The sequence below is a fragment of the Rhabdothermincola salaria genome (assembly GCF_021246445.1).
Taxonomy (GTDB): domain Bacteria; phylum Actinomycetota; class Acidimicrobiia; order Acidimicrobiales; family Acidimicrobilacustridaceae; genus Rhabdothermincola_A; species Rhabdothermincola_A salaria.
On sequence record NZ_JAJQXW010000001.1, the window covers coordinates 1,304,897 to 1,322,647 of the forward strand.

Genomic DNA, 17,751 nt, shown 5'->3' on the forward strand with positions numbered 1-17,751 from the left:
CGCGCCGACGGCGGTTGTGCCTGGCATGAGGATCGCCATCACCGGCTCGACCGGTCTCATCGGGACCGCCCTCGGCCGTTCCCTCGCCGCCGACGGCCACGAGGTCGTGCCCGTGGTCCGACGCCCCCTCACCGCGGGAGAGGTCGGCATCAGCTGGGATCCGTCGGGAGGCACGATCGACACGGCCGCACTCGAGGGCCTCGACGCCGTGGTGCACCTCGCGGGAGCCGGTATCGGCGACAAGCGCTGGACCGACGAGTACAAGCGCACGATCCTCGAGAGCCGCACCAAGGGCACGGACGTGCTGGCCCGCGCCCTGGCGGGGCTCTCCGACCCCCCGTCCGTGCTGGTGAGCGCGTCGGCCATCGGGTACTACGGCGACACCGGCGACTCGGCCGTCACCGAGCAGGCGCCGGCCGGCGACGACTTCCTCGCCGACGTGTGCGTGCAGTGGGAGGGCGCCGCCGCCCCCGCCACCGAGGCCGGCATCAGGGTGGTCCACCCCCGCACCGGCATCGTCCTCAGCCCCGAGGGCGGAGCCCTGGCCAAGCTGCTCCCGCTGTTCAAGGTGGGGCTCGGCGGACGCATGGGCTCCGGACAGCAGTGGTGGAGCTGGATCACGCTCCCCGACGAGGTGGCTGCGATCCGCCACCTGATCGACCACGACGTCTCCGGTCCGGTCAACCTCACCGCCCCCGACCCGGCCACCAACTCTCAGCTGACCAAGGTGTTGGGCTCGGTGCTGCACCGCCCCACCCTCGTGCCCGTGCCCTCGTTCGGGCCGAAGCTCCTGCTCGGCGGCGAGCTCGCCGACGCCTTGTTGTTCAACAGCCAGCGGGTCCTCCCGGGGGTGCTCGACGCCCAGGGGTTCTCCTTCGCCCACCCCGACCTCGAAGGGGCGCTGCGGGCCCTGCTCGACCGGCCCGCCGACGACGCCGCGGCCTGACGCACCCCGTGCGGCGCGAGGTGTCCGGTACCGTGACGATCTCGTGAGCGATCGTGCCGGGCCCGGCCCGGAGCCGCCACCGCGCCTCGCGGCGCTCGGGTGGGACCAGGACTGGGCCGACGCGCTGGTGGACTTCGGTCCCGGCGCCCAGCCCGCCCGTGTGCTCCAGCACCACGGAGCCGGACTCGTGCTGGCCCTGGCCGACGAGACCCGCACGTTCATGTTCACCCGCCGCCTCGATCCCGAGCCGGCGGTGGGCGACTGGATCGCGGTCGTCGACGGAGAGATCAGCGCCGTGCTCCCCCGTCGTTCGCTCCTGCGGCGCCGAGCCCCGGGAGGCGGTGAGCAGCAGCTGGCCGCCAACGTCGACCGCCTGCTGCTGGTGTGCGGGCTCGACCGGCCGGTGAAGGACGGCCGCATCCAGCGCGGCACGGCCATCGCCCACGACGCCGGCGCCGAGCCCGTGGTCGTGCTCACCAAGGCGGCCGACCCCAGCGCCGCCGACCCCGACGAGGCCCGGGCCGAGGCGCGCGCCGGGAACCCGGGGATCGAGGTCGTGGTGACCTCGGTGATGGAGGGTGAAGGGCTCGGCGCCCTCGAAGAGCTCGTCGCCGGACGCACCGTCGCCCTGCTGGGCGAATCGGGGGCGGGCAAGTCGTCGATCGTCAACGCCCTGTTGGGCACCGAGGTGGCCCTCGTCGGCGACGTGCGCGGCGGCGACAGCAAGGGACGGCACACCACCACGACCCGCGAGCTGCACCTGCTCGCCAACGGCGGCATCCTCATCGACTCGCCCGGCATCCGCGAGGTGGGCCTGGTGGGCGACACCGAGGCCGTGGAGGAGACCTTCGCCGAGGTGGCCGAGGTGGCCGAGCTGTGCCGCTTCAGCGACTGCGCCCACGAGACCGAGCCCGGCTGCGCGCTACGGGCCGCCCTCGAAGCCGGCGAGCTCGATCCGGTTCGGGTGCAGCGCTGGCAGGACCTCATGGAGGAGACAGCTGCCGCCGAGGTGCGGGCCTCTCCCGTCGAGCGACGTCGCCACGACAAGCGCTTCGCCCGCATGGTCAAGGACGTCAAGCGCCAGAAGGGTCGCGACTGATCCCGGCCGCCCGACCGGGCGCGCTATGCCTCGACCGTGACGCCTCGCCAGAAGGCCACGTAGCCGGCGATCTCGGCCGCCGCGTCCTTGGGCTCCGGGTAGGACCAGGCGGCGTCGCCGTTCACCTGGCCGTCGACGACGACGTTGCGGTAGCTCGCCGTGCCCTTCCACGGGCACACCGAGTGGTGGTCGCTGTCGGTGAAGAGCTCGTCGTTCACGCTCGCCGGAGGGAAGTAGTGGTTGCCCTCCACGACGATCGTGTCGTCGCTCTCGGCCAGCACCGCACCGTTCCAGATCGCCTTGGCCATCTCGTCCTCCTCGACACTCCCGGGACGCGAACCGGCCCGGTCCCAGGAGAGAACCCCTGAGCCGGGCCGGATCTTCCCTACCTATGGCGCCGCGGAGCGACGCGGTGTGAGCGGGGTCGCTGGCGCTCCCGACCGCTCACCACCCCGAACCACACCACCCACCCCACCCCACGGCGGAGCGACGCGGTGTGAGCGGGGTCGCTGGCGCTCCCGACCGCTCAGCGGCTCACTTCGGGGCGAGGCGGGCGCCGCCGTCGACCCGGATGGTCTGGGCGTTCATGTAGGAGTTGGTGACCAGCTCGACCACCATGCTGGCCAGCTCGTCGGCCGACCCGAGGCGCTTGGGGAACAGCACGTCCTTGGCCAGGTTGGCCTTGAACGCCTCGGAGCCCTCACCCTCGCCGTAGATCGGGGTGTCGATGAGGCCCGGTGCGATGGTGTTGACCCGGACGCCGACGACCGCGAGGTCGCGGGCGATCGGCAGGGTCATGCCCACCACGCCGCCCTTGGATGCGGAGTACGCGGCCTGGCCGATCTGGCCGTCGAAGGCGGCGACCGACGCCATGTTCACGATGGCGCCACGCTCGCCGGACTCGAGGGGCTCGGTCTGGCCCATGGCGGTGGCGGCCAACCGGATGACGTTGAAGGTGCCGGTCAGGTTGATGTCGATGACCTTGCGCCAGTAGTCGAGGTTGAACGCCGAGTCGTAGCTGCCGTCCTTGCCGATGGTGCGGCTGGCGGCGCCGATGCCGGCGGAGTTCACGACGGCGCGCAGCGGCCCCATCTCCTTGGCGGTCTCGACGGCGGCGATGACCTCGTCGACGTTGGTCACGTCGACGTGGCAGAAGGCGCCACCGAGCTCGGAGGCGACGGCGTTGCCCCGCTCGTCGTTGAGATCGGCGATGACGACCTTGGCGCCGCGGGCGGCCAGCTGACGGGCCGACGCTTCGCCGATGCCACTGGCCCCACCGGTGACGATGGCAGAGGTTCCATTGATGTCCATGGGAACCGATCCTACGGATCCGACGATCCGGGGACCGCATCCACCGTGTCCGGCGGGGCGGAGTCCCCGACGGCGAGGGACCGGTCGTTCAGGCGGGCGGGCCCCAGCCGCCACCGCCGGGCGTGCGCAGACGGACCACGTCGCCGGCGTCCACCACGACCGTCACCTTGTCCGGCAAGGGCTGGGCGGCGCCCTCGTCTCCCCTCGGCAGGAGCCAGTTCTCGCCCGTCGCGCCTGCCGCGCCGCCCTCGTGCCCCCACGGGGCCGAGCGCCGGCGCTCGGTGATGAGCGAGACCACGGCGGGGGCGAGGACCTCGAGGTCGCGCTCCACCCCGTCGCCGCCGGCGTGGAGCCCGGCGCCGCCACTCCCCCGCCGCAAGGTGAGCCGTCGCACCCGCAGCGGGAACGCCCGCTCCAACGCCTCGATGGGCGTGTTCTTGGTGTTGGTCATCGCCGTGTGGACGCCGCTCATGCCGGGGCCGTGCACCCGGCCGCCCTGCCCACCGGCCACGGTCTCGTAGTACACCCAGGGCCGCTGCGCCTCGGTCGCGTCGGCGGCGCGTCGTCCCCCGATGAGCAGGTTGTTCATGGTGCCCTGCGAGGCCGCCCCCAGACGCCCTGGTCGGGCCAGGGCGAGGGCGCCCAGGCAGATGTCGGCCACCCGCTGGCTCACCTCCACGTTGCCCGCCCCCACCGCGGCCGGTTCGGAGGCGGCCACGATGGTGCCCGGCCGGGTGACGACCCGCACGGGTCGCAGGGCACCGCCGTTGGCGGGCATGGTCGGGTCGAGGGCGCACCGCAGGGCGTACACCGCGGCGCTGACCGTGACCGCCTCGACCGCGTTGACGTTGCCCGGCCGTTGGGGGTCGCTGTCGGACAGGTCGAACGTGATGCTGTCACCCTCGACGGTGACCGCCACCCGCACATGGGTCTCGACCTGTTGGTCCGGCGCCGGCCCGAAGCTGTCGACCACGTCGGCGAAGCGCCAGGTGCCGTCGGGCATCTCGGACAGGGCGGCCCGCATGCGCCGTTCGCCGTGCTCGAGCACGGCCGCGAACGGGGCGTCGGACAGCTCGGCGAGGCGAGCCACCCCCCGGCGGTTGGCGCCGACCTGGGCGTCGAGGTCGCCGGCCCGCTCGTCGGGGGTGCGGGAGTTGGCCAGCAGCACGGCGCGCACCTCGTCGGTGAGGCGCACCGGCGGCAGACGGAGTCCTTCCGCGTAGATCTCCGTGGCCTCCGCCGGCATCGACCCGGGAGCGGCGCCGCCGACGTCGGCGTGGTGGGCGCGGTTGGCTGCCCATCCGACGAGCCGGCCGTCGACAACGCACGGGGCGACGAGGGTGATGTCGTTGAGGTGCGTTCCTCCGCGGAACGGGTCGTTGAGCACGACCTGGTCACCTCCGGCCAGCGCCTCCCAGCCAGCTGTCCCCGGACCGAACCGGTCGATGGCCGCCGCCACCGACGCCGGCATGGAGCCGAGGTGCACCGGGATGTGCTCGGCCTGCACCAAGAGCTCGCCCTCGGCGGTGAACAGCGCGGCCGAGTGATCGTGACGCTCCTTGATGTTGGGGCTGAACGCGCTGCGACCCAGGACCGCCCCCATCTCGGTGGCGATGCCGGTGAGGCGGGCGATGAGCACCTGCAGGGCGGCGGGATCGAGGGTCACGAGCGCTCCTGCCCCACCCGCCGCAGCACCAGGGCACCGGCCGCGCCGAGCTCGGCGACCCATCCGTCGGGGACCCAGATCGTGCAGTCCTCCTCGGCGAGCACGGCCGGCCCGACGGCACCGACCCGGTCGGGCGCCGGCAGGTCGTCGACCCCGACGGGCGACTCGATCCAGGCCTTGACCCGCACGGCGATCACCTCGACGGGGTGCTCCGGACGCTCGTAGCCGTTGCGGAGCCGGTGCTCGCGGTGGAAGCGCCCCGGGTGGCGCACCGCCAGCTCGTGGCTCTGGCCGGCGTAGCGGCAGTCGAAGGCCACGTCGCTGTGGACCCGGTGCTCGGCCGTGGTGACCCCGACGAGGCCGGCCCCGAGGTCGTCGTGGCGGTCAGCCGGTGGTGGCGGCGCCTGGGCGAGGAGCTGCGTCGTCGCCTCCTGGACGAGCTCGTGGCCCAAGAGGCGGGCGCCGGCGTGGTCGCGGGGGTCGACGACGGAGCGCACCAGGTCGACCCGCAACGGCGCGCCGAGTATGCCCACCGCCGAGAGCACGCCCGCTCGGGCCGGCACGACCACCGCGGCCATGTCCAGGGCCTCGGCCAGGGCGCACGCGTGCAGCGGACCGGCGCCCCCGAAGGCGACCAGGGCCAGACCCGACGGGTCGACACCGCGCTCGACGGTGACCACCCGGATGGCTTCCTCCATGGCGGCGTCGACCACGGCCAGCACTCCGTCGGCGGTGACGCCGGCGGCGGCCAACGCCGTCTCGGCCGCATCGCGGTCGAGTGGACCGAGACCGGGGAAGGCGGCGTCGGCCGGGATGCGGCCGGCGACCAGGTCGGCATCGGTGACGGTGGGACGCCGACCACCCCGGCCGTAGCAGGCCGGCCCGGGTTCGGCCCCGGCGCTCTCGGGCCCCACGACGAGGGCCCCACCGTCGTCGAGGTGGGCGATGGACCCCCCGCCGGCGCCGATGGTGTGCACGTCGAGCGACGGCATTCGCACCGGGAAGCCGGCGACCTCCCGTTCGGCGGCCGGCTCGGGGGTGCCGCCGAGCACGAGGCACACGTCGGTGGACGTGCCCCCCATGTCGAAGGTGACCGCATCGGGGAACCCGTTGGCCGCGGCGGCCACGGCCCCGGCCAGCACCCCGCCGGCGGGGCCCGACAACAGCAGCGCCGCCGGTCGCTCGGCCGCCCGCCTCGCCGGCACCAGGCCCGCCGCCGAGGTCATGACGAGCACGCGGTCGGCTGCGTCGTCGAGGTCGCGCAGATAGGTCCGACAGGCGGGCCGCAGGTAGGCGTTCACGACGGTGGTCACCGTGCGCTCGTACTCGCGGAACTCCGGGCTCACGTCGCACGAGCAGCTCACGTCGTGGCCCCGGAACTCCAGCTCGGCCCCGACCACCCACTCGTGCCCTGGTTCGAGGTCGCTGTGCAGCAGGCACACGGCGACCGCGTCGACGACGTCGGGGATGACCGGGATCTCGCCGAGGGGCACCAGCTCGGTGCCGTCGGCGGCCAGGCGCTCGTCGACCTCGAGGCGCAGGTGGCGGGGCACCAGCGGCTCGGGGCGGGTCGCCGACTGGTCGTACAACGCGGGACGGTCCTGGCGGGCGATCTCGATGACGTCGGCGAAGCCGGCCGTCGTCACCAGCGCCACCCGGGCGCCCTTGCGTTCGAGCAGGGCGTTGGTGGCGACGGTGGTGCCGTGGGCCAGGGTCTCGGCCTGCTCGTCACCGAGCAGCAGGGCCAGACCGTCGCGCACGGCGCGACCGGGGTCGTCTCGGGTGCTGGGCACCTTGGCGATGCGACCGTCGGCGGTGACCAGGTCGGTGAAGGTGCCCCCGGTGTCGCTGCCGACGCGCGTCATGGACCCGGAGGCGCAGGCGGAGGAGGGGGCGGCGGCGGGGCCACGACGACCACGGCGGTGGACCCGAGGTGGTCGACGAGGGTGCGGTGCAGGCGCCCCATCGCCTCGTCGTGGCCGTCCCACACCAACAGGGCGGCGCGGGCCCGGCGGGCCAGCCAGTCGTCGCGCCGGGCCATCGCGGCGCGCTGGTCGTCGACGCTTGCCGGCACGTCGGGGCGCAGCACCCGCACCCCGTCGGCCTCGCCCACGAGCTCCTCGAAACGCTCGCGGTCCGCCTCGGGCCACCCCGTGGCCGGGTCGGGCCACGGGAGCACGGCCACGTAGGGCACGCCCGCCCCCACGGCGGCCTCGGCGGCCAGCTGCTCGGCCCCCCGGCGCAGCCCGGTGACGACCACCAGCTCGGGGTCGCGCTCGACCAGGGTGACCAGCTTGGTGAGCAGCTCGTCGAGGAGGATGCCGGCCCCCTCGGGGTCGGCTTCGGGATCCACGACGGGAGGGCGATGCCCGAGGATCACCACCGGATGGCCGGGCAGGTCGCCGTCGGTTCCCGAACCGGTGTCGTCGGTGCCGCTGGTGCCGACCGAGGCCGCCGACCGCGTCGGTGCGCCCGGTCGGTCGGGTGCCCCGACCTCTTCCGGGGGCGAGTCGCCCGACCGGCCCTGCTGGGTCTCCGCGGCCTCCACGGCCAGGCGATCGACGAGGTCGTTGCCCGGGTCGCCGCCGTGCCCCTTCACCCAACGGAACCTCACGTCGCCGCGAGCGACGACGAGGTCGACGAAGGGCTCCCACAGATCGCGGTTGGCCACCGGCTTGCGCTGGGAGTTGAGCCACCCCTTGCGCTTCCAGCCCTCCCACCAGCCGTCACGGAAGCAGTGCACGACGTAGGTGGAGTCGCTCACCACCTCCAGCGGCCCGGGGTTGGCCTTCACCGCCTCGAAGGCCGCCGTGATCTCCATGCGCTGGTTGGTGGAGTGGGCCTCTGCGCCGCTGGCGAAGGCTCCGCCCGGCACCGCCCAGGCCCAGCCCCCGGGGCCAGGGTTCCCCTTGCAGGCACCATCGGTGTAGGCCACGGTCGTCACCCGCCCAGCGTCGCACAGACCGGTTCATGCACAGTTCTCCCGAACTACCCACCGGTAACCGACCGAGGGGCGGCATCATGGAAGGCGCCCTGCCCCTCGAGCCCGGAAGGGTCTCCCCCCGTGAACCTCGACCAGCACGTCTCGCAACTGCCCGATGCCGACCCCACCGAGACCGGCGAGTGGTTGGACTCGCTGGACGCGGTGATCGGCGAGCGGGGCAAGACTCGGGCCCGCTACCTGGTGTCACGCCTCACCGAGCGGGCCCGGGAGCGCCAGGTCGGGACCCCGGCCGAGGTGTCCACCCCGTACGTGAACACCATCCCCGTGAACGAGCAGCCCTGGTTCCCGGGCGACGAGTACGTGGAGAAGCGCCTGCGCCGCATGCTGCGCTGGAACGCCGCGGTCATGGTGATCAACGCCAACACCCAGGCCGAGGGCATCGGCGGGCACCTGTCGACGTTCGCTTCGTCGGCGATGCTCTACGAGGTCGGGTTCAACCACTTCTTCCGGGGCAAGGAGGACGGGCTCGCCGGCGACCACGTGTACATCCAGGGCCACGCCGCGCCGGGCATCTACAGCCGGGCGTACCTCGAGCGCCGCCTCGACGAGTCCCACCTCGACGGGTTCCGTCGCGAGATCGACGGACCCGGGCTCTCCTCGTACCCCCACCCGTGGCTCATGCCCGACTTCTGGGAGTACCCGACGGTGTCCATGGGCCTGGGGCCCATCAACTCGATCTACCAGGCCCGGTTCAACAAGTACCTGCACAGCCGCCGCGTCGACGACACCGCCGCCAGCCGGGTGTGGTGCTTCCTCGGCGACGGTGAGACCGACGAGCCCGAGACGCTGGGCGCCATCTCGCTGGCCGGGCGCGAGGGGCTCGACAACCTCACCTGGGTCATCAACTGCAACCTGCAACGCCTCGACGGCCCGGTGCGGGGCAACGGCAAGATCATCCAGGAGCTCGAGAGCTCGTTCCGCGGTGCCGGCTGGAACGTGATCAAGGTCATCTGGGGCGCCGGGTGGGACGACCTGTTGGCGCGCGACGTCGACGGCGTGCTGCTGGCCAAGATGAACGCCACCCTCGACGGCGAGTGGCAGCGCTACGCGGTCGAGTCCGGCGAGTACATCCGCGAGCACTTCTTCGGCCCCGACCCGCGGTTGCGCAAGCTCGTCGAGCACCTCTCCGACGACGAGCTGCGGGCCCTGCCCCGAGGCGGTCACGACTACAAGAAGGTGTTCGCCGCCTACAAGGCCGCGGCCGAGACCAAGGGCGTACCCACCGTCATCCTGGCCAAGACGGTCAAGGGCTGGGCCCTGGGCTCGGAGGTCGAGGGCCGCAACTCCACCCACCAGATCAAGAAGATGTCGATGGCCCAGCTGCGCGAGCTGCGCGACCGGTTGCACCTCGACGACGTCATCCCCGACGACGCCCTCGACGACGAGGACACTCCGCCCTACTACCGGCCCGACACGGACTCGCCCGAGTACAAGTACCTGATGGACCGGCGGCGCGCCCTCGACGGGCCGTTGCCCATCCGCTCCACCGAGGTCCGCCGTCCGCTCACCCTGCCCGATCCGGCCGCGTTCGCCGAGTTCGACGCCGGCTCCGGTGGGCAGGCGGTGTCCACCACCATGGCCTTCACCCGGATGCTGCGCGGCCTCGCCCGCGACGAGGGCTTCGGCGACCGCGTCGTGCCCATCATCCCGGACGAGGCCCGCACCTTCGGCATGGACGCCCTGTTCCGCGAGCTGAAGATCTACGCCAGCCATGGCCAGCTCTACGAACCCGTTGATGCCTCCTTGCTGCTCAGCTACGTGGAGGGCAAGGACGGCCAGATCCTCGAAGAGGGCATCACCGAGGCCGGGGCCATGGCCAGCTTCACCGCGGCGGGCACCAGCTACGCCACTCGAGGCGTGCCCATGGTGCCCTTCTTCATCTTCTATTCGATGTTCGGATTCCAGCGGGTCGGCGACCTCATCTGGGCGGCGGCCGACGCCCAGGCCAAGGGCTTCCTCATCGCCGCCACCGCGGGGCGCACCACCCTCATGGGCGAAGGGCTGCAGCACCAGGACGGCCACAGCCTGGTGCTGGCCTCCACCGTGCCCACCTGCCACGCCTACGACCCCGCCTTCGCCTACGAGATGGCAGCCATCATCGAGCACGGCCTGCACGAGATGTACGGCGGGCCCGAGGGCCGCGCCGCCGGCGACGGGCCCAACGGCGGCGACGGTGGCTTCTACTACCTCACCGCCTACAACGAGAACTACCAGATGCCCGCCCGACCCGATCACGTCACGGCCGACGACATCGTGGGTGGCCTCTACAAGTGGGCCGACAGCCCCGAGGGGGTCGAGGCCCAGGCCACCCTCGTGTTCTCGGGCACCGCCCAGGCGGCGGCCCGCGACGCCCAGGCGGCCCTCGCCGAGGCCGGGGTCGGGGCCGAGCTGTGGTCGGCCACCAGCTACAAGGCCCTGCGCGAGGACGCCCTCTCCGTCGAGCGGTGGAACCGGCTCCACCCGCTCGACCCGCCCCGCACCTCCCGCGTCGCCCGCCTCCTCGCCGATGCCCCCGGTCCCATCGTCGCCGTCACCGACTTCATGAAGTCGGTCCCCGACCAGGTCGCCCGGTTCCTCGGCGAGCGCACGTTCGTCCCCCTCGGCACCGACGGCTTCGGCCGGTCCGACACCCGCGAAGCCCTGCGCCGGCACTTCGAGACCGACGCCGCCCACGTCGAGGTGGCGGTGCTCTCGGCCCTGGCCCACGACGGAGCGGTCGACCCGACCAGGGTGGCCGACGCCATCAAGCGCCACGAGCTCGACCCCGACACCCCCGACCCCCGCACCATCTGACCGGCCACCGTCACCGCCGTCTCCGGCGGCGGACGGCACCGACGGGTTGGGTAGCGTGACCGCCATGGCCGCGCCATCCATCCCCGTCACCGGCGACCCCGAGGCCGACCGCCTCCTCGTCACCGATCCTCTGGCCCTGCTCATCGGCATGCTGCTCGACCAGCAGGTGCCGATGGAGTGGGCGTTCAAGGGGCCCCTCACCTTGTCGCAGCGCCTGGACGGGCTCGACGCCGCTGCCATCGCGGCCATGGACCCCGACGCCCTCGTCGAGGTCTTCGTCACCAAGCCCGCCCTGCACCGCTACCCCGCCGCCATGGCCCGCCGCACGCACGAGCTGTGCCAGTTCCTCACCGAGCACTACGACGGCGACGCCGCCAAGGTCTGGAAGGGCGTCCGCTCCGGCGACGAGCTCTACCGACGCCTCCGCGAACTCCCCGGCTACGGCGAGGAGAAGGCCAAGATCTTCATGGCCATCCTGGCCAAGCGGCTGGGCAAGGCGCCGGCCGGATGGGAGGCAGCCGCCGCGCCGTTCTCCGACGACGTGCCCCGGTCAGTGGCCGACATCTCCTCGCCCGAGGCCCTGCTGAAGGTCCGCGAGTGGAAGAAGGCCCAGAAGGCCAAGGGAAAGGGCAAGGCCGACAAGGCGTGACGACCCCGCCGGGCCGAAGGCGCCCGGCCACCCCTGGACACCGGGCGACGCCTCGACGCCGCTACGACGACGAACCCTCGTCCTCCGCCCGTTCGCGGGCGACGTGAAGGGGCACCGACACCTCGGTGCCGGTGGACAGCGAGGGCCGGTCGGGCTCGATCTCGGCGAGCGGCTCGCACCGCAGAAGCGAACCACGGCTGCGTCGGGCGAGCTCTTGGTACACGCGCACCCCGTTGGCCTTCCATCCCAGGGCGGTGTCGTCGAGCTCGCGCACCACCTTGGCCGGGTTCCCCGCCGCCAGGTGCCGAGCCGGCACCTCCATGCCGGCCGGCACGAAGGCGTTGGCCCCCACCAACGCCTCGCCACCGATGCGGGCGCCGTCCATCACCACGGCGTTCATGCCGATCATGGCGAAGGAGCCGACCGTGCAGCCGTGGAGGATGGCGCCATGGCCGACGTGGGCCTCGGGTGCGAGCTCGCAGGCCTCCCCCGGGAAGCAGTGCAGCACGCAGCCGTCCTGCACGTTGGCGCCCTCGCCCACGACGATGCGACCGAAGTCGCCTCGCAGGCTGGCCAACGGGCCCACGTAGGCGCCCTCGCCGACGTGCACGTCGCCGATGAGCACGGCGTCGGGGTGCACGAACGCCCCGGGGTGCACGACGGGCCGGACGCCCTCGATCTCATAGGCCGGCACGCGGTCCTCCAGTCGGTCGGGGTCGGTCAGCTCGACCGGTCGGCCGAGCTGAGGGCCCGCTGACGGTTCAGCCAGCCGAGCAGGACGGCCACCGCACGGGGATCGTGGCGCAGCTGGTGCCCACCGCCGTCGATGATGCGCAGGTCGGCGTCGCCGTGGGCGTCGGCCAGGACCCGGGCGTCGAACACGGGCACCACGTCGTCGTCCGAGCCGTGCAACAGCAGCACCGATCGAGGTGCCACCTTCGGGATGGCCGCCACGGCCCGCACGTCGCGGATCTCACGGGCCCAGGCGTCGAACGCCGGCGGGTAGGCCGCCGAACGGATGATGCCGGTGTCGCGCGCGTGCTGCAGGAGCCGGCGTGGGTGGCTGGCCCAGTCGTCGAAGTCGGCGGGTGCCCCCACCGCCGCCACTCCTCGGATCTCGGGATCGGCCGCGGCGGCGCAGACGCTGAGGGCCCCACCCGTGCCGAACCCGGCTGCCCACACGCCCCGCACGGCGTCGACCTCGCGCAGGAAGCGGGCTGCCGCCAACAGGTCGTCGAGCCATCCCCGCAACGAGAAGTCGCCGCCGGAGTCGCCGCAGCCACGGAAGGTGAAGGTGAGCACCACCCACCCCATCTCGGTGGCGATGCGCTCCGCCAGCTCCGGGAAAGACCGCGCCGAGAGCCGCCCGCCCTGGTTCATGTGGGGGAACCCGTGGGTGATCAACAGCCCCGGCACCTGCGTCCCCGCCGCGATGCTGGGCCGGGCCAGGTGCCCGGCGATCCCGATGCCCCCCGAGGTGAACAGCTGCTCCATGACTATGGGCGACGCGGAGCGCCGCCGGTGCGAGACGGGTCGCTGGCGCTCCCGACGTCTCGCCACCCCCCACCCCGACACGAACCCACCCCGGAACGCGGAGCGCCGCCGATGCGAGACCGGCCGCTGGCGCTCCCGACGTCTCGGCCGATGCGGGTCACTCGGCGACGCCGGCGCCCGAGCCGTCGCCCTTGTAGGGCTTGTAGCCGCGGTTGCGGGCCTCGGCCAGGGTGTCGGGGCCGAAGCCGATGAACGTCTCGGCCGCCATGAGCTCGGCGATGATCTCGGGCTCGGTGAGGTTGTCGACGTCGTAGACCACCTGGGTGCGCTTGTCGCCCACCCATCGGTGCTCGGCGTACTTCCCGGGACGTTCCATTGGTCGTGCGCACCTCCGCTGCAGGGAGCCTCATCGTAGGGCGGGCGCGAACAGGGGAGGGCACGAAGGCCCTCCCCTGTCACTGAGTAAGTGGAATGAGACCGGTGGGACGTTGGCTACCGGGCGGGACGAGCTCCCGGCCGTCGTCACCGGCGGTGGCTGGGTGGGATTCACCAGCCGGCCCAGCTCGCCGCGCTAGCGACCAGCCACCTCCGAGGTCCCACAACAACCGTCGTTCATCTGGTGGACCACCTCCTTTCCTCGGTCCGAGCAGTGTGCCAGCTCTGCCCCGCCGAGTGCACGCGCCTTTCGGCTCCGTTCACACGCCGTTCGCAGGGCTCAGGAGCTCGCCGAGGGATCCGGCGGCTCGGGAACCTGACCGCCGATGGCGCCGATGGCCTCGAGGTACTCACCCGAGGCGTCGAGGACCCGCACCACCCACACGTCGTCGAGCTCGAGACCGCCTTCGGCCGCCTTGCCGAGCACGTAGGCCAGCCCCTCGTCCTCGGCGGCGACCAGCGGACCGCTGGTGTCGTTCTCACCGAAGTCGCGGGCCACGCCCCGATCCTCGAGGTAGTCGAGGTGCCACAGCAGCAGCGCCCGCACGTCGTCGTAGGTCAGCTCGGCGGTCATCTCCTCGGGGAGGCGGTCGGCCACGAACTCCACCGCCTCCTCGAGGTCGTACACCGACGTGGGCGGCTCGTCCTCGAGGCGGTAGGTGAGGCGCCCGATGGTGACCAGGGCGATGACCAGCACCGCCACCACGGTGAGCACGACGAAGACGATGAGCACGACACGAGACTACGGAGAAAACGGCGGAGGCCCGCACCGGCGACGGTGCGGGCCTCGCGGTCGTGGTCGGCCCCGAGGGCCCGACGACCGGCTCAGATGCCGATGCGCTGGGCGAGGAGCTCGCGGTGGTAGGTGGGGTCGCCGAAGAGCAGTTCGGAGCTCTTGGCCCGCTTGAAGTACAGGTGGGCCGGGTGCTCCCAGGTGAAGCCGATGCCGCCGTGGATCTGGATGTTCTCGGAGGCGGCGTGGAAGTAGGCCTCCGAGCAGTAGGCCTTGGCCAGGGAGGCGACCGACGGCAGCTCGTCGTTCATCTCCGAGGCGCACCAGCCGGCGTAGTAGGCGGCCGACTTGGCCGACTCGACCTCGAGGAGCATGTCGGCGCACTTGTGCTTGATGGCCTGGAACGAGCCGATGGGCCGGCCGAACTGCACGCGCACCTTGGCGTACTCGACGGCCATGTCGAGGCACATCTGGGCGCCGCCGACCTGCTCGGCAGCGAGGCCGACCGCGGCGAGGTCGAGGACGGTGGACAGGGTGTCCCAGCCGGCGCCGTCGGTGCCGAGGAGGGTGGCCTCGACGCCGTCGAAGTCGAGCTTGGCCTGCTTGCGGGTCTGGTCCATGGTGGACAGCGCCGTGCGGGTGAGCCCAGCGGCGTCGCCGGGGACGTGGAAGAGGCTCACACCGGCGGCGGTGCGGGCGGCCACCACGATCAGGTCGGCCACGTGGCCGTCGAGGACGTAGCTCTTGGTGCCGCTGATCTTCCAGGTGCCGCCGTCGTCGGTGGCGGTGGCCTCGATGCCGGACTCGTCCCAGCGACCGTTGGGCTCGGTGAAGGCGAGGGTGGCGATGGTCTCGCCCGAGGCGATGCCCGGCAGCAGGGCGGCCTTGGCGTCGTCGTCACCGGCCTGCAGGATCGTGTTGGCGGCGAGCACCACCGTGGAGAAGTACGGGGCGCACAGCAGCGAGCGGCCCATCTCCTCGAGCACGACGATGAGCTCGACGTAGCCGAAGCCCTGGCCGCCGAACTCCTCGGGGATGGTGAGGCTCTGCAGGCCGAGCTGCTCGGCCATCTGGCTCCACACCGTGGGGTCGTAGCCCCGCTCGGTCTCCATCTGCTCGCGCACGGTGGCCTCGGAGGACTTGGCCTCCAGGAACTGACGGACGATGTTGCGGAGCTCTTCCTGCTCCTCGGAAAAGGCGAAGTTCATGGGCCGGGACGCTACGAGGCGGCGCGCCGGGCTGCAAACCATCTTGTGTACACACGCGTCCACATCTACGGTGGGTGCCGTGCAGATCGGCGTGCGAGAGCTCCGGGCCAACCTCGCCGGCCTCGTGCGACGGGCCCAGGCGGGCGAGGCCATCGTGGTGACCGTCTCGGGTCGACCGGCGGCGGTGCTCGGACCTGTCGGCGGCGGCCACGAGGTCGGGCTCGACGACCTCGTGGCCATGGGCGCGGTGCGGGCACCGCGGGCCCGCACGGGGCGGCCGGACGTGGCCCGCACTCCCCTGCCGGTCGACACCCGGTCCGACATCGAGCTGCGCAAGGTCCGCTGAACCGTGGCGCTGGCCATCGACTCGAGCGCCCTGGTGAAGCGCTACGTGGACGAACCGGAGAGCGCCGCGGTCACCGCGCTGATGGACGCCGAGGCCCAGTGGTTCGCCTCGGACCTCGTGCGGTGCGAGACCACGATCCTGCTGGCCCGTCTGGCCACGAGCGCTCGCCAAGCCGAAGACCTCACCGCCCGTTTCTACGCCGACTGGGACGCCTTCCACGTGGTGCCCGTCGACGAACGCTGCCTCTCACGCGCCGCCGAGATCGGCGCCGACTTCGGCCTGCGGGTGGTCGACGCCATCCACCTGGCCGCCGCCACCCGGCTCCCCCGCCCCGTGCGCCTCTTGACCCTCGACCCTCGCCAGGTGCTGGCGGCGGTGGCCCTCGACCTCGAACCGGTACCCACGCCCGAGGACTGACACCTCGGCGGCCGGGCGGACCCGGGTGCGAACAGGGCCCGGAGACGAGAGGATGGTCCCATGACGCTGCTGCTCTCCGACACCGGCTGGGAGCTCCACAACGTGGTGGTGGGGCCCGTCGACAACAACGTGTACGTGCTGCGCTGCACCGAGACGGGCGACGCGCTGCTCATCGACGCCGCCAACGAGCACGACCGCCTGCTCGACCTGTGCCGCACCCTCGAGGTGCGCACCGTGGTGGAGACCCACGGCCACTGGGACCACATCCAGGCCATCCCCGAGATCCGCGACGCCGGCTACGAGGTCGGCGTGACCGCGGCCGACGCCGGGATGCTGCCCAGCTACGACTACCTGCTCGAGGACGACACCGTGTTCGACGTGGGCCGTCTGAAGCTGCGCACCATCCTCACGCCGGGCCACACGCCGGGTTCGATCTGCTTCAAGGTCGAGGGCACCCCCCTGCTCTTCACCGGCGACACCCTGTTCCCGGGCGGGCCGGGCAACACCAGCTTCGAGCACAGCGACTTCGACACGATCATCGAGTCGATCGACCGGCGTCTCTTCACCCTCCCCGAGGACCTCATCGTCCTGCCCGGCCACGGCGACCGCACCACGATCGGCACCGAACGGCCTCACCTGCAGGAGTGGGTCGACCGGGGCTGGTGAGCCGACAGCTCTTCGCCGCCGAACCTCTGGTTCGGTGTCGCCGCTCGGTCGAGGTGAACGACACCTAGGATCGCCGTCCGTGCCTGTTCCTCGACGAGCTGCTCGCATGCTGCGCGCGCTGCTGGTGGCCTCGACGGTCTTGATCGCCTCGGCGTGCGGGACCTCGGGCTCAGCTCAGGTCGAGGCGCCGGGGAGCGACCGCTCCCTGGTGCACCCCGATGAGCTCTGTGACGAGGCACTCGAGAGCGACGACACGGTGCTCGTCACGGCTGCCCACGTCGTCACCGACGGGCGACTCGGCGCGCTGTGCTTCGGCGAACCCGACGACACCCTCGTCGAGGCGTGGGACGAGCTCGTCGCCATCACCCCACCCGGTCAGCTCTCCGACCTCGCCGTCGTCGTCGGCTTCGTCGCGGACGAAGACGACGACAGCCAGACCCTCGCCTTCGTGAACGCCTTGGACTCGGAGGGCCTGGCGTTCCAGATGTCGATCAACCTGCCCGCCTTCGACGCCGACCGCGACGAGGCGTCGCTCACCCTGGCCCACGAGTTCACACACGTGTTCACGCAGACCCCCGACCAGCTCGACCGTTCGGTGGCCGATCCTGCTGCCTGTGAGACCCACTTCAACGGAGACGGCTGCTATCGGCCGGGATCGCTCATGGCGGCGTGGATCGAGGAGTTCTGGTCGGACGAGGAGCTCGCCACGGTGGATGTCGACGCCGACCCGTACCCGGAAGACGGCGACGACCGCTGCGACGTCGACGACAGCTTCTTCGGCTCCTACGCGGCCACCAACCCCGAGGAGGACTTCGCCGAGGCGTTCAGCGCCTTCGTCTACCGGGTCGCGCCGCTCACCGCGGGACAGCGGACCAAGCTCGACTGGCTGGCCGGCCAGGCCGGACTGGCGGAGTTCCGATCTCAGGCCCTCGACGCCGGTCTCGGGCCGCTCGAGAACACCTTCGAGGTCTGCGGGTCCTGATC

The 17,751-nt window shown here is 72.3% G+C and carries 18 protein-coding genes; 8 read left to right on the forward strand and 10 right to left on the reverse strand.

Features of this window, described 5'->3' with window-relative positions:
* Window positions 1-25 precede the first annotated feature (25 nt).
* A complete protein-coding gene (locus LUW87_RS06075; RefSeq protein ID WP_232670204.1) occupies window positions 26-946 on the forward strand; it encodes a TIGR01777 family oxidoreductase in 921 nt (306 codons plus the stop codon).
* A 43-nt stretch (window positions 947-989) separates the two neighbouring features.
* The gene (gene rsgA, locus LUW87_RS06080) at window positions 990-2,045 is read left to right on the forward strand and encodes a ribosome small subunit-dependent GTPase A (protein ID WP_232670205.1); all 1,056 of its coding nucleotides are present in this window, start codon (window positions 990-992) and stop codon (window positions 2,043-2,045) included.
* 23 nt (window positions 2,046-2,068) lie between these two features.
* Here the strand turns inward: rsgA and LUW87_RS06085 are convergent, their stop codons facing one another.
* From LUW87_RS06085 to LUW87_RS06105, 5 genes are all read right to left on the reverse strand, one after another.
* Window positions 2,069-2,353, reverse strand: a complete 285-nt coding sequence (locus LUW87_RS06085) for a DUF427 domain-containing protein (RefSeq protein WP_232670206.1) — start codon at window positions 2,351-2,353, stop codon at window positions 2,069-2,071.
* A gap of 226 nt (window positions 2,354-2,579) precedes the next feature.
* Entirely contained in the window at window positions 2,580-3,356 is a 777-nt protein-coding gene (locus tag LUW87_RS06090; RefSeq protein ID WP_232670208.1) for an SDR family NAD(P)-dependent oxidoreductase, read from the reverse strand.
* An 88-nt stretch (window positions 3,357-3,444) separates the two neighbouring features.
* The gene (locus LUW87_RS06095) at window positions 3,445-5,022 is read right to left on the reverse strand and encodes a hydantoinase B/oxoprolinase family protein (protein ID WP_232670209.1); all 1,578 of its coding nucleotides are present in this window, start codon (window positions 5,020-5,022) and stop codon (window positions 3,445-3,447) included.
* Complete coding sequence (locus tag LUW87_RS06100; protein ID WP_232670210.1) at window positions 5,019-6,887, reverse strand: hydantoinase/oxoprolinase family protein; 1,869 nt, start codon at window positions 6,885-6,887, stop codon at window positions 5,019-5,021. Before LUW87_RS06100 ends, LUW87_RS06095 begins: the two co-directional genes overlap by 4 nt.
* Window positions 6,884-7,966: a ribonuclease H family protein gene (locus LUW87_RS06105; protein ID WP_232670211.1), complete on the reverse strand. Its 1,083-nt coding sequence runs from the start codon at window positions 7,964-7,966 to the stop codon at window positions 6,884-6,886. Before LUW87_RS06105 ends, LUW87_RS06100 begins: the two co-directional genes overlap by 4 nt.
* Window positions 7,967-8,086: 120 nt before the next feature.
* Between LUW87_RS06105 and aceE the strand changes: the two genes are divergently transcribed.
* On the forward strand, window positions 8,087-10,819 hold the full coding sequence (gene aceE / locus LUW87_RS06110) for a pyruvate dehydrogenase (acetyl-transferring), homodimeric type (protein ID WP_346742402.1): 2,733 nt from the start codon (window positions 8,087-8,089) through the stop codon (window positions 10,817-10,819).
* Window positions 10,820-10,883: 64 nt separating this feature from the next.
* Window positions 10,884-11,468, forward strand: coding sequence for an HhH-GPD-type base excision DNA repair protein (locus tag LUW87_RS06115; RefSeq protein ID WP_232670212.1), 585 nt, complete (start codon window positions 10,884-10,886; stop codon window positions 11,466-11,468).
* A 61-nt stretch (window positions 11,469-11,529) separates the two neighbouring features.
* Here the strand turns inward: LUW87_RS06115 and LUW87_RS18685 are convergent, their stop codons facing one another.
* The 5 genes from LUW87_RS18685 to LUW87_RS06140 form a co-directional block, all read right to left on the reverse strand.
* The gene (locus LUW87_RS18685; RefSeq protein ID WP_232670213.1) at window positions 11,530-12,162 is read right to left on the reverse strand and encodes a gamma carbonic anhydrase family protein; all 633 of its coding nucleotides are present in this window, start codon (window positions 12,160-12,162) and stop codon (window positions 11,530-11,532) included.
* 26 nt (window positions 12,163-12,188) lie between these two features.
* Window positions 12,189-12,962 carry an alpha/beta hydrolase gene (locus LUW87_RS06125; RefSeq protein WP_232670214.1) on the reverse strand — a complete coding sequence of 258 codons (774 nt, stop codon included), beginning with the start codon at window positions 12,960-12,962 and terminating at the stop codon, window positions 12,189-12,191.
* Between the two features lie 157 nt (window positions 12,963-13,119).
* Entirely contained in the window at window positions 13,120-13,338 is a 219-nt protein-coding gene (locus LUW87_RS06130) for a hypothetical protein (protein ID WP_232670215.1), read from the reverse strand.
* A gap of 339 nt (window positions 13,339-13,677) precedes the next feature.
* Window positions 13,678-14,130 carry a hypothetical protein gene (locus LUW87_RS06135; RefSeq protein WP_232670216.1) on the reverse strand — a complete coding sequence of 151 codons (453 nt, stop codon included), beginning with the start codon at window positions 14,128-14,130 and terminating at the stop codon, window positions 13,678-13,680.
* Between the two features lie 92 nt (window positions 14,131-14,222).
* Window positions 14,223-15,338, reverse strand: coding sequence for an acyl-CoA dehydrogenase family protein (locus LUW87_RS06140; protein WP_232670217.1), 1,116 nt, complete (start codon window positions 15,336-15,338; stop codon window positions 14,223-14,225).
* Between the two features lie 79 nt (window positions 15,339-15,417).
* Here LUW87_RS06140 and LUW87_RS06145 point away from each other — a divergent pair, with 79 nt between their 5' ends.
* From LUW87_RS06145 to LUW87_RS06160, 4 genes are all read left to right on the forward strand, one after another.
* Complete coding sequence (locus tag LUW87_RS06145) at window positions 15,418-15,684, forward strand: type II toxin-antitoxin system Phd/YefM family antitoxin (protein WP_232670219.1); 267 nt, start codon at window positions 15,418-15,420, stop codon at window positions 15,682-15,684.
* Between the two features lie 3 nt (window positions 15,685-15,687).
* A complete protein-coding gene (locus tag LUW87_RS06150; RefSeq protein ID WP_232670220.1) occupies window positions 15,688-16,101 on the forward strand; it encodes a type II toxin-antitoxin system VapC family toxin in 414 nt (137 codons plus the stop codon).
* Window positions 16,102-16,161: 60 nt separating this feature from the next.
* The gene (locus LUW87_RS06155; RefSeq protein ID WP_232670221.1) at window positions 16,162-16,767 is read left to right on the forward strand and encodes an MBL fold metallo-hydrolase; all 606 of its coding nucleotides are present in this window, start codon (window positions 16,162-16,164) and stop codon (window positions 16,765-16,767) included.
* Window positions 16,768-16,846: 79 nt separating this feature from the next.
* Window positions 16,847-17,749: a hypothetical protein gene (locus LUW87_RS06160; RefSeq protein ID WP_232670222.1), complete on the forward strand. Its 903-nt coding sequence runs from the start codon at window positions 16,847-16,849 to the stop codon at window positions 17,747-17,749.
* Window positions 17,750-17,751 lie beyond the last annotated feature (2 nt).